The sequence below is a fragment of the Mesorhizobium sp. B2-5-3 genome, assembly GCF_006441005.1.
Taxonomy (GTDB): Bacteria; Pseudomonadota; Alphaproteobacteria; order Rhizobiales; family Rhizobiaceae; genus Mesorhizobium.
The window spans coordinates 38,804-64,333 of the sequence record NZ_VFUS01000001.1 but is presented as its reverse complement, the minus strand read 5'-3'; the positions used below and the strand labels follow the sequence as shown (position 1 = coordinate 64,333).

Annotated in this window: 28 protein-coding genes and 1 pseudogene; 17 read left to right on the top strand and 12 right to left on the bottom strand. The window is 63.3% G+C overall.

Annotated elements, in window-relative coordinates:
* Positions 1-11: 11 nt before the first annotated feature.
* Positions 12-719: a phosphate signaling complex protein PhoU gene (gene phoU / locus FJ867_RS00315; RefSeq protein WP_140500575.1), complete on the top strand. Its 708-nt coding sequence runs from the start codon at positions 12-14 to the stop codon at positions 717-719.
* Between the two features lie 19 nt (positions 720-738).
* Positions 739-1,428, top strand: a complete 690-nt coding sequence (gene phoB, locus FJ867_RS00310) for a phosphate regulon transcriptional regulator PhoB (protein ID WP_140816231.1) — start codon at positions 739-741, stop codon at positions 1,426-1,428.
* Positions 1,429-1,435: 7 nt separating this feature from the next.
* Here the strand turns inward: phoB and FJ867_RS00305 are convergent, their stop codons facing one another.
* The gene (locus FJ867_RS00305) at positions 1,436-2,677 is read right to left on the bottom strand and encodes an ROK family protein (RefSeq protein WP_140500577.1); all 1,242 of its coding nucleotides are present in this window, start codon (positions 2,675-2,677) and stop codon (positions 1,436-1,438) included.
* Positions 2,678-2,936: 259 nt separating this feature from the next.
* Here FJ867_RS00305 and xylF point away from each other — a divergent pair, with 259 nt between their 5' ends.
* The 4 genes from xylF (at position 2,937) to FJ867_RS00285 (ending at position 8,047) form a co-directional block, all read left to right on the top strand.
* Positions 2,937-3,977 (top strand): D-xylose ABC transporter substrate-binding protein, encoded by a 1,041-nt coding sequence (gene xylF / locus FJ867_RS00300; protein ID WP_140500579.1) that lies wholly within the window; start codon positions 2,937-2,939, stop codon positions 3,975-3,977.
* A gap of 142 nt (positions 3,978-4,119) precedes the next feature.
* Positions 4,120-5,472 carry a sugar ABC transporter permease gene (locus tag FJ867_RS00295; RefSeq protein ID WP_140561572.1) on the top strand — a complete coding sequence of 451 codons (1,353 nt, stop codon included), beginning with the start codon at positions 4,120-4,122 and terminating at the stop codon, positions 5,470-5,472.
* Positions 5,473-5,487: 15 nt separating this feature from the next.
* Positions 5,488-6,288, top strand: a complete 801-nt coding sequence (locus FJ867_RS00290) for an ATP-binding cassette domain-containing protein (RefSeq protein WP_140500582.1) — start codon at positions 5,488-5,490, stop codon at positions 6,286-6,288.
* A 136-nt stretch (positions 6,289-6,424) separates the two neighbouring features.
* Complete coding sequence (locus tag FJ867_RS00285) at positions 6,425-8,047, top strand: CHASE domain-containing protein (RefSeq protein WP_140816229.1); 1,623 nt, start codon at positions 6,425-6,427, stop codon at positions 8,045-8,047.
* 202 nt (positions 8,048-8,249) lie between these two features.
* Here FJ867_RS00285 and FJ867_RS00280 read toward each other — a convergent pair whose 3' ends face one another.
* The 5 genes from FJ867_RS00280 to FJ867_RS00265 form a co-directional block, all read right to left on the bottom strand.
* Positions 8,250-8,495, bottom strand: coding sequence for a YMGG-like glycine zipper-containing protein (locus FJ867_RS00280; RefSeq protein ID WP_140500585.1), 246 nt, complete (start codon positions 8,493-8,495; stop codon positions 8,250-8,252).
* A gap of 182 nt (positions 8,496-8,677) precedes the next feature.
* Positions 8,678-8,848 (bottom strand): hypothetical protein, encoded by a 171-nt coding sequence (locus tag FJ867_RS28605; protein ID WP_181168298.1) that lies wholly within the window; start codon positions 8,846-8,848, stop codon positions 8,678-8,680.
* 129 nt (positions 8,849-8,977) lie between these two features.
* Positions 8,978-10,012 (bottom strand): PAS domain-containing sensor histidine kinase, encoded by a 1,035-nt coding sequence (locus FJ867_RS00275; RefSeq protein ID WP_140500587.1) that lies wholly within the window; start codon positions 10,010-10,012, stop codon positions 8,978-8,980.
* 177 nt (positions 10,013-10,189) lie between these two features.
* Positions 10,190-10,354, bottom strand: a complete 165-nt coding sequence (locus FJ867_RS00270; RefSeq protein ID WP_006203859.1) for a DUF1328 domain-containing protein — start codon at positions 10,352-10,354, stop codon at positions 10,190-10,192.
* Between the two features lie 181 nt (positions 10,355-10,535).
* Positions 10,536-11,330 carry a response regulator gene (locus tag FJ867_RS00265; RefSeq protein WP_140558431.1) on the bottom strand — a complete coding sequence of 265 codons (795 nt, stop codon included), beginning with the start codon at positions 11,328-11,330 and terminating at the stop codon, positions 10,536-10,538.
* A gap of 219 nt (positions 11,331-11,549) precedes the next feature.
* On the opposite strand from FJ867_RS00265, the gene FJ867_RS00260 reads away from it, so the two are divergent.
* Together FJ867_RS00260 and FJ867_RS00255 are read left to right on the top strand one after the other, a co-directional pair.
* Positions 11,550-11,753: a NepR family anti-sigma factor gene (locus FJ867_RS00260; protein ID WP_181165418.1), complete on the top strand. Its 204-nt coding sequence runs from the start codon at positions 11,550-11,552 to the stop codon at positions 11,751-11,753.
* A 3-nt stretch (positions 11,754-11,756) separates the two neighbouring features.
* On the top strand, positions 11,757-12,308 hold the full coding sequence (locus FJ867_RS00255) for an RNA polymerase sigma factor (protein ID WP_140500591.1): 552 nt from the start codon (positions 11,757-11,759) through the stop codon (positions 12,306-12,308).
* A gap of 69 nt (positions 12,309-12,377) precedes the next feature.
* Here the strand turns inward: FJ867_RS00255 and FJ867_RS00250 are convergent, their stop codons facing one another.
* Positions 12,378-12,827, bottom strand: a complete 450-nt coding sequence (locus FJ867_RS00250; protein WP_140500637.1) for a response regulator — start codon at positions 12,825-12,827, stop codon at positions 12,378-12,380.
* Between the two features lie 44 nt (positions 12,828-12,871).
* On the opposite strand from FJ867_RS00250, the pseudogene FJ867_RS00245 reads away from it, so the two are divergent.
* The 3 genes and pseudogenes from FJ867_RS00245 (at position 12,872) to FJ867_RS00235 (ending at position 14,628) form a co-directional block, all read left to right on the top strand.
* A pseudogene (locus FJ867_RS00245) lies at positions 12,872-13,632 on the top strand (Crp/Fnr family transcriptional regulator).
* A gap of 194 nt (positions 13,633-13,826) precedes the next feature.
* Entirely contained in the window at positions 13,827-14,153 is a 327-nt protein-coding gene (locus FJ867_RS00240) for a DUF883 family protein (protein WP_140625027.1), read from the top strand.
* Positions 14,154-14,163: 10 nt separating this feature from the next.
* Positions 14,164-14,628 (top strand): hypothetical protein, encoded by a 465-nt coding sequence (locus tag FJ867_RS00235; protein WP_140500594.1) that lies wholly within the window; start codon positions 14,164-14,166, stop codon positions 14,626-14,628.
* Positions 14,629-14,671: 43 nt separating this feature from the next.
* Here FJ867_RS00235 and FJ867_RS00230 read toward each other — a convergent pair whose 3' ends face one another.
* On the bottom strand, positions 14,672-16,204 hold the full coding sequence (locus FJ867_RS00230; RefSeq protein WP_224680335.1) for an HWE histidine kinase domain-containing protein: 1,533 nt from the start codon (positions 16,202-16,204) through the stop codon (positions 14,672-14,674).
* A 158-nt stretch (positions 16,205-16,362) separates the two neighbouring features.
* Here FJ867_RS00230 and FJ867_RS28600 point away from each other — a divergent pair, with 158 nt between their 5' ends.
* A complete protein-coding gene (locus tag FJ867_RS28600; protein ID WP_181165417.1) occupies positions 16,363-16,536 on the top strand; it encodes a hypothetical protein in 174 nt (57 codons plus the stop codon).
* Between the two features lie 29 nt (positions 16,537-16,565).
* On the opposite strand, the gene FJ867_RS00225 is transcribed toward FJ867_RS28600, so the two are convergent.
* Entirely contained in the window at positions 16,566-17,486 is a 921-nt protein-coding gene (locus FJ867_RS00225; protein WP_140500595.1) for a diacylglycerol kinase family protein, read from the bottom strand.
* A gap of 276 nt (positions 17,487-17,762) precedes the next feature.
* Here FJ867_RS00225 and FJ867_RS00220 point away from each other — a divergent pair, with 276 nt between their 5' ends.
* On the top strand, positions 17,763-19,073 hold the full coding sequence (locus FJ867_RS00220) for a PRC-barrel domain-containing protein (RefSeq protein ID WP_140816227.1): 1,311 nt from the start codon (positions 17,763-17,765) through the stop codon (positions 19,071-19,073).
* Positions 19,074-19,143: 70 nt separating this feature from the next.
* Here FJ867_RS00220 and FJ867_RS00215 read toward each other — a convergent pair whose 3' ends face one another.
* Complete coding sequence (locus FJ867_RS00215; protein WP_140561584.1) at positions 19,144-20,709, bottom strand: alkaline phosphatase family protein; 1,566 nt, start codon at positions 20,707-20,709, stop codon at positions 19,144-19,146.
* 221 nt (positions 20,710-20,930) lie between these two features.
* Here FJ867_RS00215 and FJ867_RS00210 point away from each other — a divergent pair, with 221 nt between their 5' ends.
* The 4 genes from FJ867_RS00210 to FJ867_RS00195 all read left to right on the top strand — a co-directional run bounded on the left by FJ867_RS00210 (position 20,931) and on the right by FJ867_RS00195 (position 24,008).
* Entirely contained in the window at positions 20,931-21,863 is a 933-nt protein-coding gene (locus FJ867_RS00210; RefSeq protein ID WP_140816225.1) for a VOC family protein, read from the top strand.
* A gap of 11 nt (positions 21,864-21,874) precedes the next feature.
* Positions 21,875-22,504, top strand: a complete 630-nt coding sequence (locus FJ867_RS00205) for an alpha/beta hydrolase (RefSeq protein WP_140816223.1) — start codon at positions 21,875-21,877, stop codon at positions 22,502-22,504.
* The gene (locus tag FJ867_RS00200) at positions 22,497-22,796 is read left to right on the top strand and encodes a GNAT family N-acetyltransferase (protein ID WP_140816221.1); all 300 of its coding nucleotides are present in this window, start codon (positions 22,497-22,499) and stop codon (positions 22,794-22,796) included. The genes FJ867_RS00205 and FJ867_RS00200 overlap by 8 nt, the downstream gene beginning before the upstream one ends.
* Positions 22,797-22,949: 153 nt before the next feature.
* Entirely contained in the window at positions 22,950-24,008 is a 1,059-nt protein-coding gene (locus FJ867_RS00195; RefSeq protein ID WP_140816219.1) for a dipeptidase, read from the top strand.
* Between the two features lie 5 nt (positions 24,009-24,013).
* Here FJ867_RS00195 and FJ867_RS00190 read toward each other — a convergent pair whose 3' ends face one another.
* Together FJ867_RS00190 and FJ867_RS00185 are read right to left on the bottom strand one after the other, a co-directional pair.
* Positions 24,014-24,268: a hypothetical protein gene (locus FJ867_RS00190; protein WP_140517897.1), complete on the bottom strand. Its 255-nt coding sequence runs from the start codon at positions 24,266-24,268 to the stop codon at positions 24,014-24,016.
* A gap of 2 nt (positions 24,269-24,270) precedes the next feature.
* Complete coding sequence (locus tag FJ867_RS00185) at positions 24,271-25,494, bottom strand: aminomethyltransferase family protein (protein ID WP_140567480.1); 1,224 nt, start codon at positions 25,492-25,494, stop codon at positions 24,271-24,273.
* Positions 25,495-25,530: the final 36 nt, after the last annotated feature.

Below are 25,530 nucleotides of genomic sequence, written 5' to 3'. Positions count from 1 at the left end.
GGACCAAGATCATGGCCGAACACACAGTCGCAGCCTTTGACGAAGATCTCGGACAGATCAGCAGGCTGATCCGCGACATGGGCGATCTCGCCTCATCGATGGTCGGCGGCGCGACCAAGGCGCTCCTGAATTCCGACAACGCGCTCGCCCAGCGCGTCGTCTCCGACGACGCGATCATGGATGCGCGCCAGCGCGAACTCGACGACCGCGCCATCACCCTGATCGCCAAGCGGCAGCCCATGGCGGACGATCTGCGCCATGTCGTCGGCTCGATCCGCATGGCGGGCGATCTCGAACGCATCGGCGATCTCGCCAAGAACATCGCCAAGCGCGTCGGCACCGTCGGCCTTGCCGCCACGCCGCGCGACCTGTCGCACTCCATCGACGCCATGGCGCAGCTTGTGCTGATCCAGGTCCAAGGCGTGATCGAGGAGTATGCGGCGCGCGATGCCGCGGCACTTGCCAAGCTGCGCGCCGACGATGAACGCATCGACGTCAAATACACGTCGGTCTTCCGCGAGCTGCTGACCTACATGATGGAGGATCCGCGCAACATCACCGCCTGCACGCATCTTTTGTTCTGCGCCAAGAATCTCGAGCGCATCGGCGATCACGTGACCAACATTGCCGAAAATGCCTATTATGTGCTGACCGGCACGCAATTGCCCGCCAATCGCCCGAAGCAGGACGAGACGGCGATGTCGGCGCCAGCGGCTTGACGGCAGGGGTGACCAGTCGATGATCGCGCCACGCATCATGGTGGTGGAGGACGAGGAGCCGCTGGGTGTGCTGCTCCGTTACAATCTGGAATCGGAGGGTTATCAGGTAGAGGTGGTGACGCGCGGCGACGAAGCCGAGATCCGCTTGCAGGAGAATGTCCCTGACCTTCTTGTGCTCGACTGGATGGTGCCGGCGGTGTCCGGCATCGAGCTCTGCCGCCGTCTCCGCATGCGGCCCGAGACCGAGCGGCTGCCGATCATCATGCTGACGGCGCGCGGCGAGGAAAGCGACCGGGTGCGCGGTCTCTCCACCGGCGCCGACGACTATCTGGTCAAGCCGTTCTCAACGCCGGAATTCATGGCACGCGTCAAGGCGCTGCTGCGCCGCGCCAAGCCCGAAGTTCTGTCCAGCGTGCTCAAGGTCGGCGACATCGTGCTCGACCGTGGATCGCACCGGGTCTACCGCAAGAAAAGCGAGATCCGGCTCGGGCCGACCGAGTTCCGCCTGCTCGAATTCATGATGCGACATCCCGGCCGCGTGTTCTCGCGCAGCCAACTGCTCGACAATGTCTGGGGCGAAACGATCTATATCGACGAGCGCACCGTGGACGTGCATGTCGGCCGGCTGCGCAAGGCGGTCAACAACGGCCGCATGCCTGACGTGATCCGCACCATTCGGGGCGCGGGGTATGCGATTCGCGAAGACTAGGGATATGTCACGCAACGTTCTCGCCCACGCCTGATTTCGCCTGTGCCCCCGGCGCGAAAATCTCCTGGTCGACGAAGGTCAGCGCGCGCATGGCGCAGCCCTCGCGGATCAGCGGCAGTTCGTTCGGCTCGGTGTCGAAGGAAATCGATTTCGAGTGCTGGCCGCCGGCGGTCTGGGCAATGGCCTCGCGCAGAGCCGGCTCGATCAGGTCGAAGGCGGCGGCGCTGACGCCGACCATGGCGACCGGCGCCGGATCGATCAGCGCGAACAGGCTGCCAAGGCCGTAACCCAGCGCCTCGCCGGCCTTGCGGTAGGCTTCGCGCTCCGGCCCGTCCTTTTCGCGCGCCGAGGCCGCCAGGGTGCGCATGTCGGCGTCGCTGACGTCGACGGGCTCGGTGTCCTCGCCAAGCTGCCTCGCGTTGCGCCAGATGGCATAGTTGCCGGCATAGGCCTCGACGCAGCCGCGCCGCCCGCAGCGGCAGAGCGCCCCGCCGGGGCGATGGATCATGTGGCCGAACTCGCCTCCGGATGAATGGGTGCCGGTGAACAGTTCACCCTTCAGCACCAAGCCCATGCCGATGCCGTGCGACAAAAGGATGGCGATGAAGTCGTCGCGGTAGCGCTGGGGATCGCGCCAGCGCAGCGCCACCGCCATCATGTTGCAATCGTTCTCCATGGTGGCGGGAATGCCGAACTCGGCCTCCAGTATGTCGGCGAAGGCGATGTCGGTCTGCGGCGTGATCGGCGACCACAGCATGGTGCGCGCATCCGTGTCGGTGATGCCCTGGATCGCCAGCGCGATACGGGCGATGCTGCCGACGTCGAGGTCGGGATCCTCGAACCGCCGCCTGACGATGGCCACGCATTCGCCGATCAGCGCCTCGCGCGACAGGGTGAGCGTGTCCAGCCGGCGCTGCTCTTCAGATATCACCTGGCCGGCATAGTCGATGACGGCGACGGAGAGAAAATTCAGCGACAGCACCACGGTCATCACCGCCGCGGCTTCAGGGTTGAGGCTGAGGCCGACCTGCGGCCGGCCGCGTTTCAGCGCACCGGCCTCGCTCGGCTTGCTCTGCGCCAGGATGCCTTCGCCAATCAGGTCGGAGGAGATCGCCGATATGGTGGAATGGCTGAGCCCGGTGGTCGCGGCAATCTCGGTGCGCGAGGGCTGCCCGGCACGGCGCACGGCCGCGATCACCATCGCCCGGTTGCGTCGGCGCAAATCGTCGTGGCGGATTCCGACCGACATGTTTCTCGCATCCTCCCCGTCGCCGCGTTCTCTCCCCAGGATCCCGACGACCGTCAAATACTGGCAGAACCGGCCTTGGCTGTCATTATTTATTCCGGAGCTCGAAAAAAATTCACGAGGACATCAAAATACATCAGAATCGACGTTGACAGCGTTCCGACGATGGACCAGTGTTTTTTCGAGGCTCGAAAAAATAGAGCCTTTGTGCCGGCCTACGGGCCTGTTTGGTCGCGCCATACGCGGCGCAGGGAGGATTAAGATGAAGAGATTCACAGCCGCCATCCTGGCGGGTGTCGCCATGTCGCTGACGCTCGCGTCGGTCGCGCAGGCGAAGGACAAGGTCATCGGCGTTTCCTGGTCGAACTTCCAGGAAGAGCGCTGGAAGACCGACGAGGCCGCCATGAAGAAGGCGATCGAAGCCGCCGGCGACAAGTATATTTCCGCCGACGCCCAGTCCAATCCCGGCAAGCAGCTCACCGACGTCGAGAGCCTGATCTCCCAGGGCGCCAATTCGCTGATCATCCTGGCGCAGGACGCCTCCGCCATCGGCCCGGCGGTGCAGAAGGCGCTCGACGAAGGCATTCCGGTCGTCGGCTATGACCGCCTGATCGAGAACAAGGACGTCTTCTATCTGACCTTCGACAACAAGGAAGTCGGCCGCATGCAGGCCCGCGAAGTGTTCAAGGTGAAGCCGGAAGGCAACTACGTCTTCATCAAGGGCTCGGGTGCCGATCCGAATGCCGATTTCCTGTTCTCGGGCTCCATGGAAGTGCTCAAGGACGCCATCGACAGCGGCAAGATCAAGAATGTCGGCGAAGCCTATACGGATGGCTGGCTGCCGGCCAATGCGCAGAAGAACATGGAGCAGTTCCTGACCGCCAACGACAACAAGGTCGACGCGGTCGTCGCGGCCAATGACGGCACTGCCGGCGGCGTCGTCGCGGCGCTGACGGCTCAAGGCCTGGCCGGTACCGTTCCGGTCTCGGGCCAGGACGGCGACCACGCGGCGCTGAACCGCATCGCGCTCGGCACGCAGACCGTGTCGGTGTGGAAGGACGCGCGTGAACTCGGCAAGAATGCCGCCGAGATCGCCTCGCAGCTGGCCGACGGCAAGAAGATGACCGATATCGCCGGCGTCAAGGACTTCACAACGCCCGGTGGGAACACCGTCAAATCGCTGTTCCTGACCCCGGTTGCGATCACCAAGGACAATCTCAACGTCGTCATCGACGCCGGCTGGATCAAGAAAGACGAGGTCTGTGCCGGCGTCGCGGCGGGCAGCGTAGCGGCCTGCAACTGATCTTCCATTTCATGCGATGAACGCCGCGGCTGCCAAGCCGCGGCGTTTTTTCAAGAAGATTTGTTTTTCCGCCCCGGGCGGGTAACTTCTAGGCTGGCTTCCGGCATCCCGCATCGGACGGGCAGGCCGGTGGGAGAAAATCATGACCGATACGACGTCCAACCCGCAGGCCGACACCGCGCGTGCGTCGGAACTCGGCGCCGTCGCCCGGTTCCTTAAGGCGACCGAGATCGACACGCGCATGCTCGGCATGATCGGCGCGCTGCTGCTGATCTGGATCGGGTTGCATGTCCTGTCCAGCCTGCGTCTCGGCGTCAATCCGCTCGATTTCGACAGCCGTACCTTCCTCACGCCGCGCAATCTGTGGAACCTGTCGGTGCAGACCTCGGCCGTCGCCATCATGGCCTGCGGCATGGTGCTGGTCATCGTCATGCGCAATATCGATCTGTCCGTCGGTTCCGCCGAAGGGTTGATCGGCATGGTCATGGGCTTCGCCCAGGTGCATTTCCTAGTGCGCTTCGTCGGGCTTGAGCTTGGCAACCCATGGATCTGGGTGCTGGCGCTGGTCATCGGCCTGGTGCTCGGTCTGTTGATCGGCGCCTTCCAGGGCTTTGTCATCGCCTATCTCGAAGTGCCGGCCTTCATCGTGACGCTGGGCGGGCTTCTGGTCTGGCGCGGTGCGGCATGGTGGGTTACCAGCGGCCAGACGGTGGCGCCGCTCAACGCGACGTTCCAGCTGATGGGCGGCGGCCCGGCCGGATCGATCGGCGCGACCTGGAGCTGGGTGGTCGGTATCGCCGCCTGCCTTGCGGTGGTGCTTGCGCTGTTCAACGGGCGGGTACAGCGCAAGCGCTTCCGTTTCCCGCTGCGTCCGATCTGGGCCGAGACGCTGATCGGCGTGGTGACCTGCGCCGTCATCATGGGCGCGGTTTGGCTGGCCAATTCCTATCCGTGGCCAGTCGGCATCGTGAACAGATATGCAGCCGCCAACAACATAACCGTGCCCGAGGGCGGCCTGTTCATCGCCCACGGCATCGCCATACCGGTGCTGATGGCCATCGCCGTCGGGCTGGTCATGACCTTCATCACCAAACGCACCCGTTTTGGTCGCTATGTCTTTGCCATTGGCGGCAATCCGGAAGCAGCCAACCTCGCCGGCATCAATACGCGCTGGATCACGATGAAAGTGTTCATGATCATGGGCGTGCTGGCCACGATCGCCGCCGCGATCTCGTCGGCCCGGCAGAACTCGGCCACCAACGTGCTCGGAACGCTCGATGAATTGCTGGTGATCGCGGCGGCCGTCATCGGCGGCACGTCGCTCGCCGGCGGTTCGGGAACGATCATCGGCGCCATGCTGGGCGCGCTTTTGATGCAGTCGCTGCAATCCGGCATGGTGCTGCTCGGCGTCGACTCGCCTCTGCAGAGCATCGTCGTCGGCGCCGTGCTGGTCATCGCGGTGTGGCTCGACACCGTCTATCGCAAACGCGTTTGAGGGAGGAGGACAATCATGGCTGACAGGATCGCTCCCGCCGGCAACCCGCTGGTCGACATGCGCAACATCTCAATCGCGTTCGGCGGCATTCGCGCCGTCGACGATGCCTCGATCGATCTTTTCCCCGGCGAGGTCGTGGCCCTGCTCGGCCATAACGGCGCCGGCAAGTCGACACTGATCAAGATCCTGTCGGGCGCCTACAAGCGTGACGCGGGCCAAATCTTCGTCAACGGCGAAGAGGCTTCGATCTCCAACCCGCGCGATGCCAAGAAATACGGCATCGAGACGATCTACCAGACCCTGGCGCTCGCCGACAATGTCGACGCCGCCGCCAACCTGTTCCTCGGCCGCGAGCTGAGGACCGCCTGGGGCACGCTCGATGATGTCGCCATGGAGGCCGAGGCGCGCAAGGTGATGGGCAGGCTCAATCCCCGCTTCCAGCGCTTCAAGGAGCCGGTGATCAAGCTGTCGGGCGGACAGCGGCAGTCGGTGGCGATCGCACGCGCGATCCTGTTCAACGCCCGCATCCTGATCATGGACGAGCCGACGGCAGCACTTGGACCGCAGGAAACGGCCCAGGTCGGGGAACTGGTCAGGCAGCTCAAGTCCGACGGCATCGGCATCTTCCTGATCAGCCATGACATTCACGACGTATTCGAACTGGCCGACCGGGTGTGCGTCATGAAAAACGGCCAGGTCGTCGGCACTGCCCGCACCACCGATGTGACCCAGGACGAGGTGCTGGGCATGATCATCCTGGGCAAATGTCCGCCTGGCGCCATTCCCGGACCAGGCGCGTTGAAGATCGCTGCCTGAAGCCTGCTGGCCTGAGCCCGTTACCGATCTGCCGATCAGGTGATATGCCAGCCGGCGGGATGGCTTGGCCTTGCCATTGTGTTGACCGGGCGACTTGCCCATAAAGGGCTCACATGCTGATAGGCCGCATTATCCGTTGAAGAAGCTTTTTCCAATCGTCGCTTTCGTTGCCGTTGCGCTGATCAGCATGACAATGGCGGGGTTCGCCTATTTCGCGACGCAAGAGGCGGCTCGCATCAAGTTCGACGCGACCGCGGACGATGCGCTCAACCGTATCGAGAGCCGGATCGACCTGCAGCTGTCGCTGCTGCGCTCGTCGCAAGCCTTGTTCGACGCCCGCAATGGCGACATCTCGCAGAGCGAGTTCAAAGCGTTCTTCAATGCCCTCAATGTCGATACCAATTTCGCCGGCCTGCGCGGCATCGGCTTTCTCCGGCTGGTGAAAGCAGGCGACGAGGCGACGGTCGAGCGCGACATGCTGCATGACCAGGGCGTCAAGCGTGCGATCTATCCCGATACGACGCAGCCATGGCGCACGCCCGTTGTGCTGTTTGAGCCGCTCGACCCGTCCAACAAGGCCAGCATCGGCTATGACATGTTCACCGAGCCCGTGCGGCGCGCGGCAATCGAGAAGGCAATGGCAGATGACCAGCAGCACGCGAGCGGGCTGGTGCAACTCGGCCAGGACACGGGTGCAGCACAGACCTTCACCGGCTTTCTCGTCTTCGTGCGGCTCAACGTCGAGACCGCACCTGATGCCATAAACGCATCGCGATCCTCGACGGTAGGCTTTCTCTACGCGGCCTTCCGGGCCAGGGAGTTGTTCCAGATCGCGCTCAGCCGCGCGCCGCTGCTGCCGGTCAACACCGAAATCTACGATGGCGGCGTCGATCCGGATCATCTGCTGTTCCGGTCGGAGACGCCGCCCGTGTCGGGCTTTGGCGACAGGCTGCTGGTCACCCGCAAGATCAGCGTGGCGGGCCGTCCGTGGACCGTGCAGTTCAGGCCGACAAGCGCCTTCTCGCAGCCATCGTCGCGGGCCATCCCAGTCATGCTCGGCCTGTTCGGGTTGCTGCTGGCCGGCGCCATCGCGCTTGTCGCGCGCTATCAGGAGCGAGCCTACGAGGCAGCATCGCTGCTGCATGAGACGACGGAAAAGAGCCTGCTCGAAAAGGATTTGATGCTGCAGGAGATGAAGCATCGCATCAAGAATTCGATCACGCGAGTGCTGGCGATCGCGCGCCAGACCGCGTCACGTGCCAGCGACGTCAATGAGTTCTCGGCATCTTTCTCGGCCCGGCTACAGGCAATGGCCGCGTCCCAGGACATGCTGACGCGCTCGCGCTGGCAGAAGGCGGATCTCGGCGATCTCCTGCGCATCGAGCTTGGCCAAGTGTTCGGAAAGGAGCTGCCGGAAGAGCTTTTGTCCGGGCCGGAGGTGCTGCTTGACGAAACCACGACGCAGGCACTGGGCCTCACCTTTCACGAACTGGCAACGAATGCGCTGAAATATGGCGAGGCCGGCAATACGGTCGGCGCCCTCAGGATCGAATGGTCGGTCGAAGGGCGCGGGCGTGACCGGGTCTTGGCTCTGAGCTGGCAGGAAACCGGGCAGAAGAAGGTCGACGCCCCGGCCACGACCGGCTTCGGCACCAAATTGATCGACCTCAATGTCACGCGTGAGCTGCGTGGCACGATCCACCGCGATTATCGCGATGACGGATTGAATGTGGAAATCAGGATTCCGCTGCCGGCGTGAATGCCATCGGGCCTTGGCGGAATCGCTCCAGGCTTCCCGCGGCGGCCAATAAATTGCCGCACCGCTGCCGGGTTCGCGAATGAGCCCGACAGCGGCGATTCAAGTTGCTCGGAGCGGTTCAGCGTCTGATAGATCGCCGATCCGCTCCTTGCTCGCAATTCCGGCGGGAAAACCGCTCCGCGCTTTTCCCGCCGGAATTACCTTAGTTGCAGCGAGCCGTGTAGATGCGACCCCGATGATCGCGATACTGGCAGTATCCATTGCGCAGGTTGCGGACCAGCAGGCCGGAGCCGGCACCGACGGCCGCGCCGATCAGCGCGCCCTTGCCGCCGCCGACCAAGCCGCCCACGCCGGCGCCGATCAAGCCGCCGCCGACGACATCCTGCTCGGTCGAGGTACAGCCGCTGACGGCGACCACGGCAGCCATGGCAATAAGAATTTTCCGCATAGGGTCACTCCTCACTTCGTGTCCTCACTTTAATAAGCTCCAGCCGTCACTTAGCATGAAAAAACGACCTTTGCTGCTCCAATTTATTGTTGGTGAAGAGAGTCTTTTTCTGGGCGCAGCTTTCCGATGCCTCGGCCGCCGAAAAACCCGAGCGATGTGCGCGCGCGAACGTGGGGGCGGGATCAGGCCAGCTGGGACAGGGCGATCAGGACAATTGCCGCGGCCAACGCCGGAGCGACGATGGGCAGGATGCCATGAGCAACCGGCGATGCCGTGGATGTCTCGGGATCCTGGAATTCGCCCATCGAAATGCGAGCGGCCTGCTCGAGTCTGTTGATATCGGCGACCGTCAAGGCGCTCCTCCCCACTATGCTGCGGCAAAGCCCTCGAAAGCATGCTCGTCGGCTCGGCAGTTCCATCGGTATCTGGCAAAAACAGCATCTGCTTCTATGGTGAACAGCCGGTTAAAAGATGGCGGTCGCCTACTCCGTCTCGAAATTGCCGTGCGGAACAACGAGATGGTATTCGAGGCGACCATCCGCGATCTCGAGGCGCGCCGTTCCGTTCAGGGAAGAGGGCACTACGCGTTCCAGTGCGACGCTGCCGAAGCGCTTTTTGCCCTCTTGGTTGCTGTCGGTTCCTATGGTTTCGGCCCAGGTCAGCGACAGGGCAATGCCGCCATCGGCGGCGGTGTCGAGGACGGCGGTCACTTCGACGAAGCCCTCCGGCCGCGACAGGGCGCCATAGCTGACCGAGTTGACGGCCAGTTCATGCATCGCAAGGCCGATATGCAGCGCGGCGTTGGGGTTGAGGTAAGGATTTGCGCCGCGGAAGCGAAGGCTGTGCGACGCGTCCGTCCCGTAGCGGCCGACCTGACCGGCGACGAGTTCGCGAAGGGCAGCACCGCGCCAGTTGGAGGAGGTTACCAAATCCTGGGAGGAGGCCAGCGACTGGAGCCGGCCGCGAAAGCGGGTCAGGAAATCGCCGATGCTGTCGGAATAGCGTCCCGTCTGGGTGGCGATGCTCTGGATGATTGCCAGCAAATTCTTCGAGCGGTGCGTGACTTCGCGCAACAGCGTCGTCAGCGTCTGTTCGCGGCGTCGCTGCTCGGTCGTCTCGACCATGGTGGTGACGACACCTTGCACGTCGCCGGCCTCGCCATGGTCGGCGTCGATCCAGACCTGAAACCAGCGCATGCCGTCCTCCATCGGGACGCCGATCTCGAGGCGCTGCGGATCGCCGCTTGCGACGACGTTGCGCTTGGCAGCGCCAATGCGGTCGGCCTGTGCCGGCGGCAGGATGCCGTCGCCCTCGCTGCTGTCGGCGGCCCAGGGCGCACGCATGTTCCGCGCCCAGACCGTTTTCATGTCGCGGTCCTGGTAGAGGACGGAAATGCCGGCATTGTGCAGTGCGTGGAGAAGCGCCCGGCCAAGTTGCATGCCGCTTTCGGCGGGATGCAGGGCGATGACCTCGTCCCCCCGCTCGTTCTTCTTGGTATCTCGAGCCCTGGAACGCATCCGACCTGTTCACCCAACTCAGGCTGAACGGCTCACCGTCCAATGGGTTCCAAGGCAGGTTTTACGGGAACCAGACGCCCAAAAGCGGTCCGCCGGGCGGCGTCCTTGTGGGACACCACCCGGCGGTGGCTGGAAACCGTTTGAGGGGTGCGGCTTCCAGTGTTCGCCTGATAACTCTCAGGCCCGTCTGAACAGGCCGGCGAGAAGCGAAATGATGAGGAAAGCGAGAAAGATGAAGAACAATATCTGCGCTATCCCGGCAGATGTACCGGCAATGCCGCCGAAACCAAGCGCGCCGGCGATGATTGCCACGACGAGAAATACGAGCGCCCAGTAAAGCATGGTTCCATCTCCTTCCAACTATGTGAGAAAAACGTGGGTGGATGCGGTTTGTTCCACTTTTTGCCGAAAAAGACGATCCCTCCGCGCACCATCGTGGCGCGGAAAAGCAAGGCGCGGCCAGCGGAACCTTCCGGCTGGTCGCGCCCTGCTTTTGCGCGTTTGCGACTTCAGTTGCGCATGGCTATGCGGCTGCTTTCGCCTGCCGGTCGAAGAACAGAGCCTGGCTGATCAACGCCTTGACCATGTCCGGGTTGAACGGCTTCGTCACCAGGAAAGCCGGTTCGGGCCGCTCGCCGGTCAGGAGACGCTCGGGAAAGGCGGTGATGAAGATCACCGGCACGGAAGTCGACGACAGAATCTCGTTCACCGCCTCGATGCCCGAACTGCCGTCGGCGAGTTGGATGTCCGCGAGCACCATCTTCGGCCGCGTCTTGCCGAACATCGTCACCGCTTCGGCATGGGTGCGGGCGGTGCCGACGACCCGATGGCCCAGGCTCTCGACCATCTCCTCTATGTCCATGGCGATCAGCGGTTCATCCTCGATGATCAGCACGTCGGTCGCCACCTGGCGGGAAATCTCGTTGCTCGCCTGGGCAAGCAGTTCTGAGAATTCCTGTTCGCCGACGCCAAGAATTTCGGCCGCCTCATCCTCGCTGAAACCCTCGACGGCCACCAGAAGGAAGGCCTGGCGGGGAAGCGGCGCGATCGCATTGAGATTGGCCGCAGCGCGCTGTTCCCATGCCGATTGCGCCTGTTCTTGTGGAACGCGGATGGCGACGGACGTGAACAGTTTGGCGAAGACCTTGTACAGCGCGATTCGCTCGCTGGATGCCTCGGGAAAAATGTCGACATCGGCGATGATGGCCTCGAGCATCGCGGCAACCAGCGCGTCGCCGCTCTCCTGCGATCCCGATACGGCACGCGAGAAGCGGCGCAGGAACGGCAGGTGCGGAGCGATGGTGGCGGATAAACTCATGACGGACGTCTCCCTCAGATGACGTGATTGACTAAAAATGCAGGTCAAGCCCCATTGCAAGCCCCAACGACACAAACGCTGGCTTTCGCAAAAAGTTCCGGCCCCGGGAACTAATACGCCTGAACGGCGTTTGAATTGGGGATGGGCAACCAGACGAGGATGCCGCTTGTGTTGTGTTGAGTTATGTTGAGCGGCTATGGGGCTGGATTAAAGGGCGAAATGAAGGAAATGACGAAAGATGTCTTGACTGGCGCCTCAATCAGGCGCCGGAACGGCGTGGGCGACCCGCTCGGGCCGAATTCCGAAATCGGACGCAAACTCAAGCAGTATTACGACGAGCTGGTCTCCGACGATGTGCCGGATCGTTTCGCGCAGTTGCTCAGCCAACTGGAGCGGGCCGAGCCCGCACAGAAAAAGGACTGAGGCATGGCAACGGTCTCACAAGGCTTCAAGACCGATCTGCTTGGGGCAATACCGAGCTTGCGTGCCTTCGCAGTGTCACTGACGCAGAATGCCGACAAGGCCGACGACCTCGTGCAGGAAACGCTGGTCAAGGCCTGGGACAAGCATGAGAGCTTTCAGCCCGGTACCAACCTGAAGGCATGGCTCTTCACCATCCTGCGCAACGAGTTCTATTCGCAGATGCGCAAACGCGGCCGCGAGGTGCAGGACAGCGACGGCATCATGACAGCCAGGCTTGCGGTGCATCCCGCCCAGCACGGCCAGCTCGACCTCAAGGATTTCCGCGGTGCGCTCGAGCAGCTGCCCGAAGACCAGCGCGAGGCCATCATCCTCATCGGCGCCTCGGGCTTCTCTTACGAGGAGGCGGCCGAGATTTGCGGTTGCGCGGTCGGGACGATCAAGAGCCGCGTCAGCCGAGCCCGCACGCGCCTGCAGGAGATACTGAAAATCTCCGGCGAAGACGAGTACGGTCCCGATGCGATCTCAGCACAGGTCACGGGCACGGCGGCGCACTAAAGCGTCGCATCGAAACGGCTGACAGAATCGCCATCGCATCCGCTCTGACTCTTACGCGATGCGTCGTCGTCAGGCGGGCGGGACTCGTCCGCAGGCCCGGGCCACCGCTTCCACAAGATCTTCGCCCGAATAAGGTTTGCTGACCAGCCTTATCCCTGGAAAGGCAACCTTGATCTCGTCCGCATCCGAATAACCGGAGGCAAAGACGAAGGGCACGCCCGTTTCACGCAGGCGCGATGCAAAGTCGAAAGTCGGAGTGCCCCCCAGCATGAGGTCGACGATCGCCGCATCGAATTGGGTGGCAACCTGTCGGCCATCGATCTCGGCCAGGTCACGGACAAGCACCACGTCGTCGGCGCCGTGATCACGGCAAAGCTGCTCGACATCCATGGCGATGAGAAATTCATCTTCCAGGACAAGAATGCGCAATCCGTCAAGCAAAGGCGACACAGGCAATGGCTCCTTGAAACGCAGCGAGTCATGATCGCTATTTGACGCGCTGTCATTTAAAAAAGACATGCCACCGCAGCGGCTGAGCCCGCGGCTCTCGAGGAGCGGTCGAAATGTCAATCCAGAACGGCCTTGCTTCCTCCAGCCGCCGGTACGATTGCGAGAATTGCCCACTGCGGCCGCTGCCGGGTTTCCGCAAATTCGAGAGATCGGAACTGGCCTTCATCGACAAATTGAAGAAAGGCGAGCTCGCGGTCGACAAGGGCGCAACGGTGCTGGTGGAAGGACGCCGCAGCGCCCATCTCTACACGGTGCTGTCGGGCTGGGCTTTCCGTTACAAGCTGTTGTCGGATGGCCGCCGTCAAATCCTCAACTACGCCGTCCCTGGAGATCTCATCGGCTGCAAGGCGGCGTGATGGGCGAAATGCAGCATTCCGTCGAAGCCTTGTCGCCGATGCTGCTTTGCGTGTTCGAGCGGGAGTCCCTGCATGAGCTTTTCCGCAACCATCCGGGCCTGGCCTATGACATCACCTGGATCGCGTCGCGCGAGGAGCGGATGCTGAACGAGAACCTGCTCAGCGTCGGCCGCCGCAGCGCGATCGAGCGCACCGCCTATCTCATCGCCTTCATCGGCAGCCGGGCCAAGGCCGTTGGCCTCAATGGCGGGCGGTTCACCCGGATCGCGTTCACGCAGCAGCACATCGCCGATACCCTCGGCCTGTCTTTGGTCCATACCAACAAGACGATTCGCAAGCTGATGGATCGCAAGCTGATCGCTTGGCGCGAAGGCGGCTGCGAGATCATCGATCATGAAGGGTTGAAGCAGCTTGCCGGCTGGGAGGGGCAGGGCAAGGAACGGCGGCCGCTGATCTGACCGGATGCAGGAGGACCCGTTTTGAGCTAGGGTCCAGATCGATGGAACCAGGATGACCTCTATCCATTGGATTGAGCGTGATCTTTTCGGCAAACCGACACCCGCTTTGCGGGATCATGCCCGTTTATCCGAGGGGCTCGGAACCTTGAGACATGCAGCGCGTTGAAACCAGAGCAATCACAAGGAGTTAAGCAATGGCAGCTGCCGCAGGAAAGAACGCAGGCGAAGTGCGGGCGAACTCGGACCTCGAAGCCGATATCAGGCAGTTGAAGGCCGATATCGACAAGCTGACGAAGCAGCTGGCAAAGACAGGCGAGCATGGATATGGCACCGCCCGCCGTGCCGCTGCCGAAGGTGTCGAGCATCTGCGCGCCCAAGGCGAGGCAGCCTTTGATAGCCTGCGCAGCAACACCAGGGATATAGAGGCGCAGATAGCGGCAAGCGTGCGTGAGAAGCCGGTGACTTCATTGGCGATCGCCGCCGGCGTTGGCTTCCTGTTTGCGCTCCTGGCGCGCCGCTAGTCCCGCTCAAATGGGATTGCTGGCTTCCCTTGTCTCGGGCCTGGCTTCGGGCGAAACCGTTGCAGCCATGCGCCGCGCGCGCACGGCTGCAATTGTCTATGCGCTTGCCGCGCTCGCGGCGCTGTGCGGTCTCGGCTTCCTGATCGGGGCCGGCTATATATGGGCTGCGGACCGCTATGGGCCGCTCGCGGCGGCGTTGGGCTTCGGCGTCGGCTTTCTGATCGTCGCGGGCCTGATCTTGCTGATCTATCGCTTCTCGGCCGGCTCGCGCGCACGGCGCCGGGCAGAACGGCGCAAGGCGGACATGACGGCAATCGGGGTCACCGCCGCACTGGCCGCTCTGCCGGCGCTGCTCAAGGGAAAGGGCGGCCTCGGGGCCATTCTCGGTCCCGCCGTGGCGTTGGCGGCTTATGCCATCTACCGCGAGAACGTGAAACCAGGTCCCGGCGGGCCGGCTGGCGGCGATCCTGATTGAGGCTGACCGGATGAAGGCTAGGCCCGGATTAAAGCTGGGCCGGTCACTTGGAGAGATCCTCCAGCGGCATGGATATTTCGGCAAAGACGCCTTCCGGCCGGAACTCGTGCGCCACTTCGCTGGAGATGACCTTGGCCAGGCTGCGGCGGATCAGGATCGAGCCGAAACCGTGCCGCTCGGGCGGGGCAACCGCAGGACCGCCGCTTTCGCGCCAGGTCAAGACAAGGCGCCGGTCGCTTTTTCTGCCTTGTGTCTTCCAGCTCAGATCGACCTTGCCGGATGTTGCCGACAGCGACCCATATTGTAGGGCGTTGCTGGCCAGTTCGTGCAAGATCAGGCCCAGCCCCACTGCCTGGTCTGGCGACAGCAACAGATCGGGACCGGTGATCGTCATGCGCAGTTGCTCGGCGGTGTCGAAGGGCCTCACCTCGATCTGGACGAGTTCATGGATGCCGATGCCGCGCCATTCCCGGTCGGACAGCAGATTATGGGCAATGCCGAGTGCCTGGAGCCGGGCGCCGAAGGCTTCCAGGAAAGCGCTCGGCTGCCGGGCATGGCGCACGGTCTGCGTCGCCAGCGCCTGAACGGTCGCCAGCGTGTTCTTGACGCGATGATTGAGTTCGCGAAGCAGCAGCCTTTGCCTTTCCTCCCCAAGCTTGCGTTCGGATATGTCGTAATTGACCCCGAAGATCAGCGTCGGCTTGCCGTCGCCATCGCGCTCGATGACGCGGCCGCGCGTCGCCAGCCAGCGGGGTGGATGGAAGCCTTTCACGCGGTACTCGCCGAAATAGTCGTCGCCGCCGGCCAAGGCGTCGCGGAAGCGGGTTTCGGTTTGATAGACGTCGCGTGGATCTATTGCCATCAGGATGTCGCGCGCCCGCAACCGGTTCGATCGCGGCAGATTGAACAATTCCGGCAGCAAACCATCGCATTCGATCATGTCGGTGCGGATGTCCCAGGCCCAGCTGGCAAGCGATGCCGCGTCGAGCGCTATGGCGCGCCGTTTTTCTTCGCGAACCAGCGCCGCCTCGGCGATGGCGCCGCTGCGCGTCGCATCCTTCAGCGTGAACAGGCTGGCGGCTAGGCCGGCCAGCGCCTTCAACTGGTCGAGCCTGACGCGCGATGGAAAGGGACGGGGCTTGCGGTCGAAAACGCAGAGCGTTCCGATCCTGGCGCCGGCGACGGTCACCGGCGCGCCCGCAAAGAAGCGGATGTGATGCTTGCCCGTGACCAGTGAGTTGGCTTTAAAACGCGGATCCAAGGTCGCGTCGGGTACCACCATCAGTTCGCCGCCCGCGGCAATCGCATGGGCGGAGAAGGAGATGTCGGTTGCGGTCTCGATCTCGTCCAGGCCGACACGCGACTTGAACCATTGCCGCTCGACGTCGACGAGCGTAACCAGCGCGATCGGTGCGCGCATGGCGGCCGCGGCAAGGCGGCTGACGCCGTCGAAGTCGGCGTCAGTCATCGTATCCAGCGCCTGCAAGCCGTGCAGCACGGCCAGCCGGCCGGCGTCGTTGACGACGTGCATTACTTCGGCCGGAAGGCCCGGCGCCAATTTCGCCGCCTTGTTCACCAGCGCCCCCGACGCTTCCTCGCGAGCCCTCCGACTTCGCCTTCCCGACTTGCCGGCGAAGGGCTTGGCCAAACGCGGAACCTTCGTAGCAAGGAACCGTTACCCGAAGATGTTTTGCCAGAGACGCTCAACGCGTCCACATCGCATCGAGGCCGGCTATGCCCAAGACCATTCCTGAAAACAAAGCGCGTCAGGGACACTGGGGCTGGCACGGCTTGCGGATCCTGATTGCGGGACTTCTCCTGGCCTTTGTCGTTTGGGGCATCGTCGAGATTTACGGCGAGTACACGAAATCCCCGACCACCGAACAAGGCAGCGCTCCGAGCGGCTAGTCTTCTGTTCCTCGTCGGCTGCCCCTGCATCAGGCCGCCTTTGCCCGCATGGCGTGCCGCGGCACCAGCACGTTCAAGGCGCCCGGGTGGATTTCGATGGTAATTTCGTCCTCGAGCTTGATAAGTTCACCGTCGAGGACGGCGCGGTATTTCCTGGCCGCCGACCGGATCTTCAGCACAGCCCGCTCTGTCTGATGGATTTCGACATGTTCATTGTCCCGCCATTTGCCACGCGCGACGTTGAAGAAGAACTTGACCAGTTCGGCGCGCTGCCGCGCGACCGTGACATAAATGCCGAGCACGCCGCCCGCCGGATTGTCGGCAAAGGGCAGGTGACCCTCTCCAAACAGGTTGTTGGTGACGCCGACGCCGGTGGTTCGCGCCGTGATCTCGGCCTCGCCAATGGTCAGGGTGACCGTCATCGCCGGCGGATTCTTGATCGTCTGCCAAGCCGCTTTCGCGGATGCCCGCATCTTGCCCAGCCGGGAGCCGAACTCCATGTTCTGGCGTAGCTGCACCATCTTGGCGTGCATGCCGATCGAGAACTGATGCACGAAAGGCCGGCCATTGGCGGTGGCGATGTCCACCGCCATCACCTCGCCATCGGCGAAGGATCGCAAAGCCGCATCGAGCGTCTGCGGGATGCCGAGCCCGCGCGCGAAGAGGTTCATGGTGCCTGCGGGCAATATGGCCAGCGCCTTTTTCTTGCCCATCAGCCGCGCCGCCGCCGCCGATATCGTGCCATCGCCGCCGCCGGCGAGAACCACGTCGATGCCGCGACGCGAAGCCGCGTTGTCCAATGCCGGCACGATGTCCTTGCCGGCAACCACGTCGATATCGATGGAATGGCCTGCTGCCTCCAGCAGGTCGCGCATGCGATCGCGAAAGCCATCCAGGTCGAGGGTGCGCAAGGTGCCACCGTCCCGGTTCAGCACCGCCGCAAACCGCATGTCCCCTCCGTGTTCTCAAAAAAACTCCGAGCCGGAGAAGCTCCAGCCGTCGGCTGAACGGCGCAAGTGGCAAAAAGGTTCCGGATGATGCGGCGAATTTCCCTTTGCAGCACGCAAGTTGCGGGCCGCGTGTGCGGAGAATATGCGTCCTGGCTTTTGTCGGAACAATGGGCGCAGTCACGACGTTGTGATCAGGCGAATGCCGCGTTCGCCCGTCGCCGGTGACGGCGGAGGCCGGTGCGGCATGCATGAAATCAGGCACGAGGAGACACCATCATGATCCGCAATCTTTTAGCCACGACTGCTCTTGCCATGTTCGTGGCGACGGGCGCGCATGCGCAGACGACTCCGACACCGGCTGCGCCTGGCGCGGAGCAACCCGCCGCTCCTGTGGTGCACGCCCAGGGCAGCATCGCCACCAACATCATCGGTGAATCGGTTTATAACGGCACCGGCGACAATGCCGAGAATATCGGCAAAGTAACCGACATCGTCTTCGACAAGGACGGTCAGGCCAAATCCATAGTCATCGGCGTCGGGGGCTTTCTGGGCGTCGGGACGAAGAATGTCGCGTTCGATTACGACAAGCTGCAGTGGGCCGAGAAAAACGGCGACCGCTGGCTGGTCGCCCAGACGACCAAGGACCAGTTGACGGCGCAGCCGGAGTTCGACACCAAGCCCTATGCTCCGGCACCGGCCGCATCGACAGCCGCACAGGCGCCGTCCACATCCGCGCCGAGCGATACCGCCCAGGCGCCAGTCGACATGAACGCGGCTCCGGCGGAACCGGTGAAGCGCGCCGACGGCAATCTCGCCACCAATATCATCGGTGAGAGCGTCTATAACGGGACCGGCGACGATGCGCAGAACATCGGCAACGTCAACGACATCGTCCTGACCAAGGAAGGCAAGGCGCAATCACTGGTCATCGGCGTCGGCGGCTTCCTCGGCATCGGCGAGAAGAACGTCACGTATGATTTCGGCAAGGCCCAGTGGGCCGAGAAAAACGGCGACCGCTGGCTGGTGGCTCAAACCACCAAGGAAGAGCTGCAGGCATTGCCGGACTTCAACCGCAAGGCTTATGATCCGGCTCCGGTCACGACGGCATCGAACGCACCTGCTGCGTCCACCCCGGCCGTCGCGCCGACAACCAATACGGCTCCGATGGACAAGACGGCGCAGGCCCCGTCCGCCTCCACGCCTGATGCGACCGCTCCCGACCAGACGAAGACCGCAGCGATCGACAAATCCAAACTGACCGAAATGCCTGTCGGCGAGGTCAGGGGCGACGATCTCAAGGGTACCACAGTTTATGGCGCCAACGACGTCAAGGTCGGCGAGATCGGCGATGTCGTGCTGACGCCCGACAACAAGACCGACGCGGTCATCGTGGATGTCGGCGGTTTCCTCGGCGTCGGCGAGAAGGAAGTCGCCGTCGGCATGGACAACCTGAAATTCATGACCGACAAGGACGGTAACAAATATCTCTACACGACCTTCACCAAGGAGCAGCTCGAGGCCCAGGCCGCCTATGACAAAGGCAGCTATGCGCAGAACCGCGAGCAGCAGCGGATGATCGTGAGATAGCAACAACGGCAGTAGGGCAGTAGGGCAGTAGGGCAGTAGGGCAGTAGGGCAGTAGGGCAGTAGGGATTCCCTATTCCCCTACTGCCCTACTTACATAGCCCACAACGCCATCCCTGGTCAGCTCCGCCAGCGCCAGCGACTGGTCGAGATGTTCGGCCCGCCAGGCAAGCAGCCGTTCGGCGAACTCGAGCCTGGTCGGGAGATAGGCGGGATCGGCGGCGAGATTGGCGAGCTCGGCGGGATCCTTCTCCAGGTCGAACAGCAAGGGCGGCAGGCCGCCGCCGAAATGCACATATTTGAATTTTTCCGTGCGGATCACGGCGAGATTGCACTGGCGCGAGGCATGGCCGAAATGCCGTTCGGCTTCGCCTTCCGCGATCGAACGAAAATCGAATTCCCAATGCGCGGCGTCGCGCCAGTCCGACGGCTCCTCGCCGACGATGAACGGCCGCAGCGAGTGACCGTCGAGATGCGGCGCCGGTTCGCCGCCCAGCAGGTCGAGCAAGGTCGGCAATATGTCCACCGCCTCGGTAAAGCGGTCGACGGCCACGCCTGCGGTGTGGCCGTGACGCGGGTCGCGGATGACCAGGGGGATATGATAGCTGGCGTCGAAGAAGCCGCCTTTGCCCAGCATGAAATGGTCGCCCATCATCTCGGCATGGTCGGAGGTAAGCACAACGATCGTGTCGTCCCACGCGCCCGCCGTCTTGACCGCCTGCCAGATACGGCCGAGCTGCGCATCGACTTCCGAGATCATGCCGTAATAGATCGCGCGGATGCGGCGGAAATCATCCTCGCTCCAGTCATGTACGCTGCCGGCGGCGCCAGGTCGAAACTTGTGCTTTTTCTGCCTGCCGAAATCGTAGGCGAGATAGGGATGGCTGTCCGCCTCTTTCTGCCAGCCTGCCGCGCGGCGAAAGCCGGGGCCGTCGGCGGGGTCGTACATCGCGTCGTATGGTGCAGGCGCGATGAAGGGCGGATGTGGGCTGATGAAAGAGAGATGCGCGAACCAGGGCGCGGCATGATCCTGTTCGCCCAGCCATCGGATGAATTCGCCGGCAAGAAAAGCCGTCGGCGTCTGCTCCTTCGAATAGACGGGCGGCGCAGTCGTCACGGAGCCGGCGTCGCCTGCCCCGTTCGCCGGTCGATGGATCGCGGGGGAGCCGGCGTCGGTATCGATGCCCTGCATTCCCAGCCATGACAGCCACTGCTTCTGATGCTCTGGCAGCAATTGGCGCACCGTGAAACCAGGAAGCACGCCTTCATAGCTTCGCAGCCGCGGATCAGCCGGAGCGAGCCGGCGCGGATCCAGCGATACGTCGGTGTAGCCGAACAGCGTCGGATCGTAGCCCAGCGCGCGCGCCGAAAGCGCTATATTGCCGTGACGGGCATCGAGCGGCGTGCCGTTGCGGCAAACCCGGTTATTCATCTGGTAGAGGCCGGTATAGAGGCAGGCACGGGCCGGCGAGCAGGGTGCCGCGCCGCCATAGTGCCGCTTGAACAATACGCCTTCCGCTGCCAATGCGTCGGCATTCGGCGTCTTCACCAGGGGATGGCCGGCCGCCGAAAGGCAATCGCCGCGCCATTGGTCGCAGGTGATCAGGAGAACGTTCGGACGCCTGCCTTTTCCGGTCACTGGCGATAATCCTTGGCTAATGTGCGAGCGTCGCTCATGGAACCGAAATCCCGCCCCGGCGCAAGCCCGGGCTGCTGGTGGTTCGGTGAACAAACTGCTTTCGATTGTTCACTTCCAGAGTACAGTCCATCCCGTCTTTGTCGCCTTTGACGGGAACAGGCCGATGCTCATATTGGCGAGGACAGCGGCAGGGGCCGCAATAGAACAAGGGAGCAGCACTCATGCTCGACCAGATCAAGGGTTTGCATCACGTCACCTCAATGGCCAGCGATGCCCGCCAGAACAATGAGTTCTTCACTGGGAAGCTCGGCCTGCGCCGGGTCAAGAAAACGGTCAATTTCGACGCGCCCGACGTCTACCACCTCTACTATGCCGACGAGCTCGGCACGCCGGGTTCGGTGATGACCTATTTTCCGTTTCCCAATATCGGCAAGGGCCGTCACGGCGTCGGCGAAGTCGGCACCACCGCCTATTCGGTGCCGGAAGGCACGCTCGCCTATTGGGAAAGGCGCTTCGCCGAGGAAGGTATCGCCGGCCTGTCGCGCGAAGAGACCTTTGGCGAGAAGCGTCTGGCCTTCGCCGGACCGGACGGCGACGGTTTCGCGCTCGTCGAGGACAGGGCCGACACGCGCGCGCCATGGGTGAAGGGCGGCATTCCCGCCGACGAGGCGATCCGGGGCTTTCACTCCGTGTCGCTGCGCCTGAAGGATGGCGGCGCCACCGAGGAACTCTTGAAGTTCATGGGCTATGAGGAGCTCGACAAATCCGGCAATGTCAGGCGGCTGGCGATCAGGAACGGCAATGGCGCCGACGTCGTCGACATCGAATCGCTACCCGGTGCCGCCTTTGCCGATCTCGGCGCGGGCTCGGTCCATCACGTCGCTTTCGCCGTCGAGGATCGAGCCAGGCAGCTCGAAGTGCGCAAGGCGCTGATGGATACCGGCTACCAGGTGACGCCAGTGATCGACCGCGATTACTTCTGGGCGATCTATTTCCGCACGCCGGGCGGCGTTCTGTTCGAAGTCGCCACCAACGAGCCGGGCTTCGACCGCGACGAGGACACCGCCCATCTCGGTGAAACCTTGAAGCTGCCGGCGCAGCATCAGCACCTGCGGCCCTATCTCGAAAAGCATCTGCAGAAGTTGGAAGACTGAGGGGCGGGGTCATGAGCACAGACAGCTACATCCACAAGGTACTGCCCGGTTCGCCGGGCGGTCCGCTGCTCTTCGTCTTCCATGGCACCGGGGGCGACGAGGGCCAGCTCGTCTCGCTGGGGCGCGATCTCGCGCCCCAGGCAACCATCATCTCGCCACGCGGCGATGTGTCTGAACAAGGCGCTGCGCGCTTTTTTCGTCGCACTGGCGAGGGCGTCTATGACATGCAGGACCTGGCGCGCGCGACTCGGAAGATGGCGGGCTTCGTCAAGGCGCAGATAGCAGCGGCGAAGCCGTCGGCGATACACGCTCTCGGCTACTCCAACGGCGCCAACATCCTGGCGTCGCTGCTGTTCGAAGCCCCTGACCTGTTCGACGCGGCGGTGCTGATGCACCCGCTGATCCCGTTCGAACCGGAGGTGAACGGCAGTCTTGCCGGGCGCCGCATTCTGGTGACGGCCGGCAGGCGGGATCCGATCTGTCCGCCGAACCTGACTTCGCGGCTCGAAGCCTATTTGCGCGCCGATGGCGCCGATGTCACAGTGGAGTGGCATGAAGGCGGGCACGAAGTGCGGCCGAACGAAATCGAGGCGGCGCGGCGGCTCTTTGCCGGTGTGGCCCAAGGAGTAAGTGATGCCTGACCAACTGCCGGAGATCGAACTCGAAGATCGTGGCTCCAAGGGCCGCTACGTGCTGCGCAGTCCGGGCGGGGCCGAGGCGGAGATGACCTTCACCAGGATCGGCGAGCACCAGATCATCATCGACCACACCGAAGTGCCCGACGCGTTTCGCGGCCAGGGTGCCGGGCTTCGGCTCGTCACCCGCGCCGTCGAGGACGCGCGCGCGGCGGGCAAGAAGATCATCCCGCTCTGTCCCTTCGCCAACGCCCAGTTCCGCCGTCATCCGGAGTGGGCCGACGTGCTGAAGGGGTAGGATCAGCCGGCGCTTTACCAGTCGGGACCCACGGGAGTAAAACAGTGTGATAGGCCAGCACGGCTTTGGCATTTGCACGCTCGGCCCATCTTGCCTAAGTAGATATGATATATCGCGGGCGGCGTGCGACACATCGAACCGAATGATCCCTTCATGACCGAAACCGATCTCGTTCCCGTCTTCGACGGCCATAACGACACGCTGCTCAGACTCTATCAGTCGAAAGACCCGGACGTCGAAAAGCTATTCATGGAAGGGAAATCGGGCGGCCATATCGACCTGCCGCGCGCACGGGCCGGCGGGTTCGCCGGCGGCATGTTCGCGATCTTCCCGCCGCCTGTCGAGAGAGGCCGGCGCGGCGCTGTCCCGTCGACGCCCAGCGATGCCGAGCCTTTGCCGCCCGAACTCCCGCACAGCGATGCGCTGGCCTCGACGATCGCGATGGCCTCGATCCTGTTCAGGCTGGAACGGGCCGGAGCGCTGAGCGTCTGCCGCAATGCCGCAGATGTGCGCGGCGCCATGGTGCGCGACTCGATCGCTGCGGTATTCCATATCGAAGGGGTCGAGGCGATCGATCCCGAACTCACCATGCTCGACGTGCTGCATGCCGCCGGCTTGCGCTCGCTCGGCATCGTCTGGAGCCGCCCGAACGCCTTCGGCCATGGCGTGCCGTTCCGCTTTCCGTCCTCGCCCGATACCGGTCCCGGCTTGACCGATGCCGGCAAGGCGCTGGTCAAGGCCTGCAACCAACTCAGGATCATGATCGACCTGTCGCATCTCAACGAGAAGGGGTTTCGTGACGTCGCCGCGCTCAGCGATGCGCCGCTGGTCGCGACCCATTCCAACGTGCATGTGATCTGCGGCCACTCACGCAACCTCACCGACTGGCAGCTCGGTGCGATTCGCGAAACCGGCGGCATGGTCGGGCTGAACTTCGCCACCGGCTTCCTGCGCGAGGACGGAAAGATGAATGCCGATACCGGCCTCGACATCATGGTGCGCCACATCGATTCCCTGCTGCAGGCGCTGGGTGAGGATGGGGTTGGCCTCGGCTCCGATTTCGACGGAGCCATGATCCCGGCCGTCATTGGCGACGCCGCCGGCCTGCCGAAGCTCATCGATGCGCTCGCCGCACGCGGCTTCGGCCGCGCGCTGATCGAAAAGATCGCCTACCGAAACTGGCTGGCCATGCTGGAGAAAACCATAGGATAGGAAGTTCAGCCGAATCCCATGCGCTTCAGCCAGTCCTTGCCGACGCCGCGGTCGCGGATGATCGGCAGCGGGTTTTCCGAATCGAGCCGCGCGCAGATGCGGTAGACCTCAAGCGTCTCGGCGCTCATCTCGCCGCGCTTGTAGAAGAACATAGCGGCGGCATAGCGTGTGCGGCCCGACCATTTTTCGCCGAGTGGCGTGTTGACCAGTTCCCACTGTTCGGCCGCCTCTTCTTGCTGCTTGTCGGCTTCCTCGCCCATGGTCAGAAATCCGCCGGCGGATTGGCGGTGCGACGATCGAGCTTGATGAACGGCCGCGGCACCACCTTGGCCCGCTTCATCAGCTTTTGGTATTGCAGCTCGCGCATGGCGTAGATCTCGACCCAGAGGTCGTCGACGACAGTATCACCATGTGGTCGCGCCAGCGAAGCGATGGCGATGTTGCGCTTGGCCATCGGCGACCACATGGCGGCGCTGACCAGCCCGACCTCCTGGCTTTTTCTGTGATAGACGATGGCGTGTTCGGCCGGGATGTTGCCTTCGATCTCCAGCCCGACCAGCACATGCCGCAGCGTGCGCTTGGCGCGTCCCTCGAAGATGGCGCGACGGCCGTTGAAATGGGCCTTTTCCAGGTCGATCATGAAGCCGAGCCCGATCTCGTCGGGCATGCGCAAGCGGTCGGCACGGATGGCGTGTTCGGCTGTCGTGAAGTCGGCATTGGCGACGATCAGCCCGGCCTCGATCCGGGCGCGGTTGAGCGCGGTATAGCCGATGGCGCGGATGCCGCGCAGTTCGCCGGCCGCCATCAGCCGGTCCCACAGGCTCAGCGCCTTGTCGACCGGCATGAACAATTCATAGCCGAGGTCGCCGGTGAAGCCGGTGCGCGAGATGGTGACGGTTTCGCCATCATGCGGGAATTCGGCGAGGTCGAATGCCTTCAGCTTTTCGACATCGGCAAAACCGGCATCACGCAGCACGGCGAAAGAGGTCGGACCTTGCAGTGCCAGGCCCGCGACGGCTTCGGTCTCTTCCTCCACCGTCACATCGAACCCGATGGCGCTGTCGAGCAGCCAAGGCAAATGCCGCTCCTGCGAGCACAGCCGGAACCGCGTTGGCGAGAGCCGGAACAGCGTGCCGTCATCGAGGACGAAGCCCTCGTCGTCGCACCACGCGGTATAATGGACGCGGCCCGGCTTCAGCCTGGTCACGTCGCGCAGCGTGACGCGGTCGAGGAAGGCCTCGGCGTCCGGTCCCTCGACGCGGTACTTGGTCATCGGCGAGATGTCGAAGAGCGCCGACTGGCTGCGAATGGCGAAATATTCGAGCTCCTCGTCCCACAGCGAATGGGGGGCGCGGTAGCCCGCCCAGTTGTACCAATCCTGGGTCTTGGCCAGAGCATCGATGCGCGGCTGGAACGGCGTGCCGAGACGCAACGTGCGGAAGTGGGATTGGGCGGCGATGCGGGCGGATGATGGTTGCTGATTCATGCTGGCGATCCTTCGCCGTAGAACGCGACTGCCGCC

Coding starts and splice junctions, on each gene's coding strand:
- FJ867_RS00280 (WP_140500585.1), bottom strand. CDS start 8,495: ATGCGGAAAATTCTTATTGCCATGGCTGCCGTGGTCGCCGTCAGCGGC.
- FJ867_RS00190 (WP_140517897.1), bottom strand. CDS start 24,268: ATGGGCGAGGAAGCCGACAAGCAGCAAGAAGAGGCGGCCGAACAGTGG.
- FJ867_RS00240 (WP_140625027.1), top strand. CDS start 13,827: ATGGCAGCTGCCGCAGGAAAGAACGCAGGCGAAGTGCGGGCGAACTCG.
- FJ867_RS00225 (WP_140500595.1), bottom strand. CDS start 17,486: ATGCGGTTTGCGGCGGTGCTGAACCGGGACGGTGGCACCTTGCGCACC.
- FJ867_RS00275 (WP_140500587.1), bottom strand. CDS start 10,012: ATGCGTTCCAGGGCTCGAGATACCAAGAAGAACGAGCGGGGGGACGAG.
- FJ867_RS00205 (WP_140816223.1), top strand. CDS start 21,875: ATGAGCACAGACAGCTACATCCACAAGGTACTGCCCGGTTCGCCGGGC.
- FJ867_RS00220 (WP_140816227.1), top strand. CDS start 17,763: ATGATCCGCAATCTTTTAGCCACGACTGCTCTTGCCATGTTCGTGGCG.
- FJ867_RS00265 (WP_140558431.1), bottom strand. CDS start 11,330: ATGAGTTTATCCGCCACCATCGCTCCGCACCTGCCGTTCCTGCGCCGC.
- FJ867_RS00270 (WP_006203859.1), bottom strand. CDS start 10,354: ATGCTTTACTGGGCGCTCGTATTTCTCGTCGTGGCAATCATCGCCGGC.
- FJ867_RS28600 (WP_181165417.1), top strand. CDS start 16,363: ATGCCCAAGACCATTCCTGAAAACAAAGCGCGTCAGGGACACTGGGGC.
- FJ867_RS00200 (WP_140816221.1), top strand. CDS start 22,497: ATGCCTGACCAACTGCCGGAGATCGAACTCGAAGATCGTGGCTCCAAG.
- FJ867_RS00260 (WP_181165418.1), top strand. CDS start 11,550: ATGAAGGAAATGACGAAAGATGTCTTGACTGGCGCCTCAATCAGGCGC.
- FJ867_RS00195 (WP_140816219.1), top strand. CDS start 22,950: ATGACCGAAACCGATCTCGTTCCCGTCTTCGACGGCCATAACGACACG.
- FJ867_RS00250 (WP_140500637.1), bottom strand. CDS start 12,827: ATGTCTTTTTTAAATGACAGCGCGTCAAATAGCGATCATGACTCGCTG.
- phoB (WP_140816231.1), top strand. CDS start 739: ATGATCGCGCCACGCATCATGGTGGTGGAGGACGAGGAGCCGCTGGGT.
- FJ867_RS00255 (WP_140500591.1), top strand. CDS start 11,757: ATGGCAACGGTCTCACAAGGCTTCAAGACCGATCTGCTTGGGGCAATA.
- FJ867_RS00305 (WP_140500577.1), bottom strand. CDS start 2,677: ATGTCGGTCGGAATCCGCCACGACGATTTGCGCCGACGCAACCGGGCG.
- FJ867_RS00235 (WP_140500594.1), top strand. CDS start 14,164: ATGGGATTGCTGGCTTCCCTTGTCTCGGGCCTGGCTTCGGGCGAAACC.
- FJ867_RS00290 (WP_140500582.1), top strand. CDS start 5,488: ATGGCTGACAGGATCGCTCCCGCCGGCAACCCGCTGGTCGACATGCGC.
- FJ867_RS00185 (WP_140567480.1), bottom strand. CDS start 25,494: ATGAATCAGCAACCATCATCCGCCCGCATCGCCGCCCAATCCCACTTC.
- FJ867_RS00295 (WP_140561572.1), top strand. CDS start 4,120: ATGACCGATACGACGTCCAACCCGCAGGCCGACACCGCGCGTGCGTCG.
- FJ867_RS00210 (WP_140816225.1), top strand. CDS start 20,931: ATGCTCGACCAGATCAAGGGTTTGCATCACGTCACCTCAATGGCCAGC.
- xylF (WP_140500579.1), top strand. CDS start 2,937: ATGAAGAGATTCACAGCCGCCATCCTGGCGGGTGTCGCCATGTCGCTG.
- phoU (WP_140500575.1), top strand. CDS start 12: ATGGCCGAACACACAGTCGCAGCCTTTGACGAAGATCTCGGACAGATC.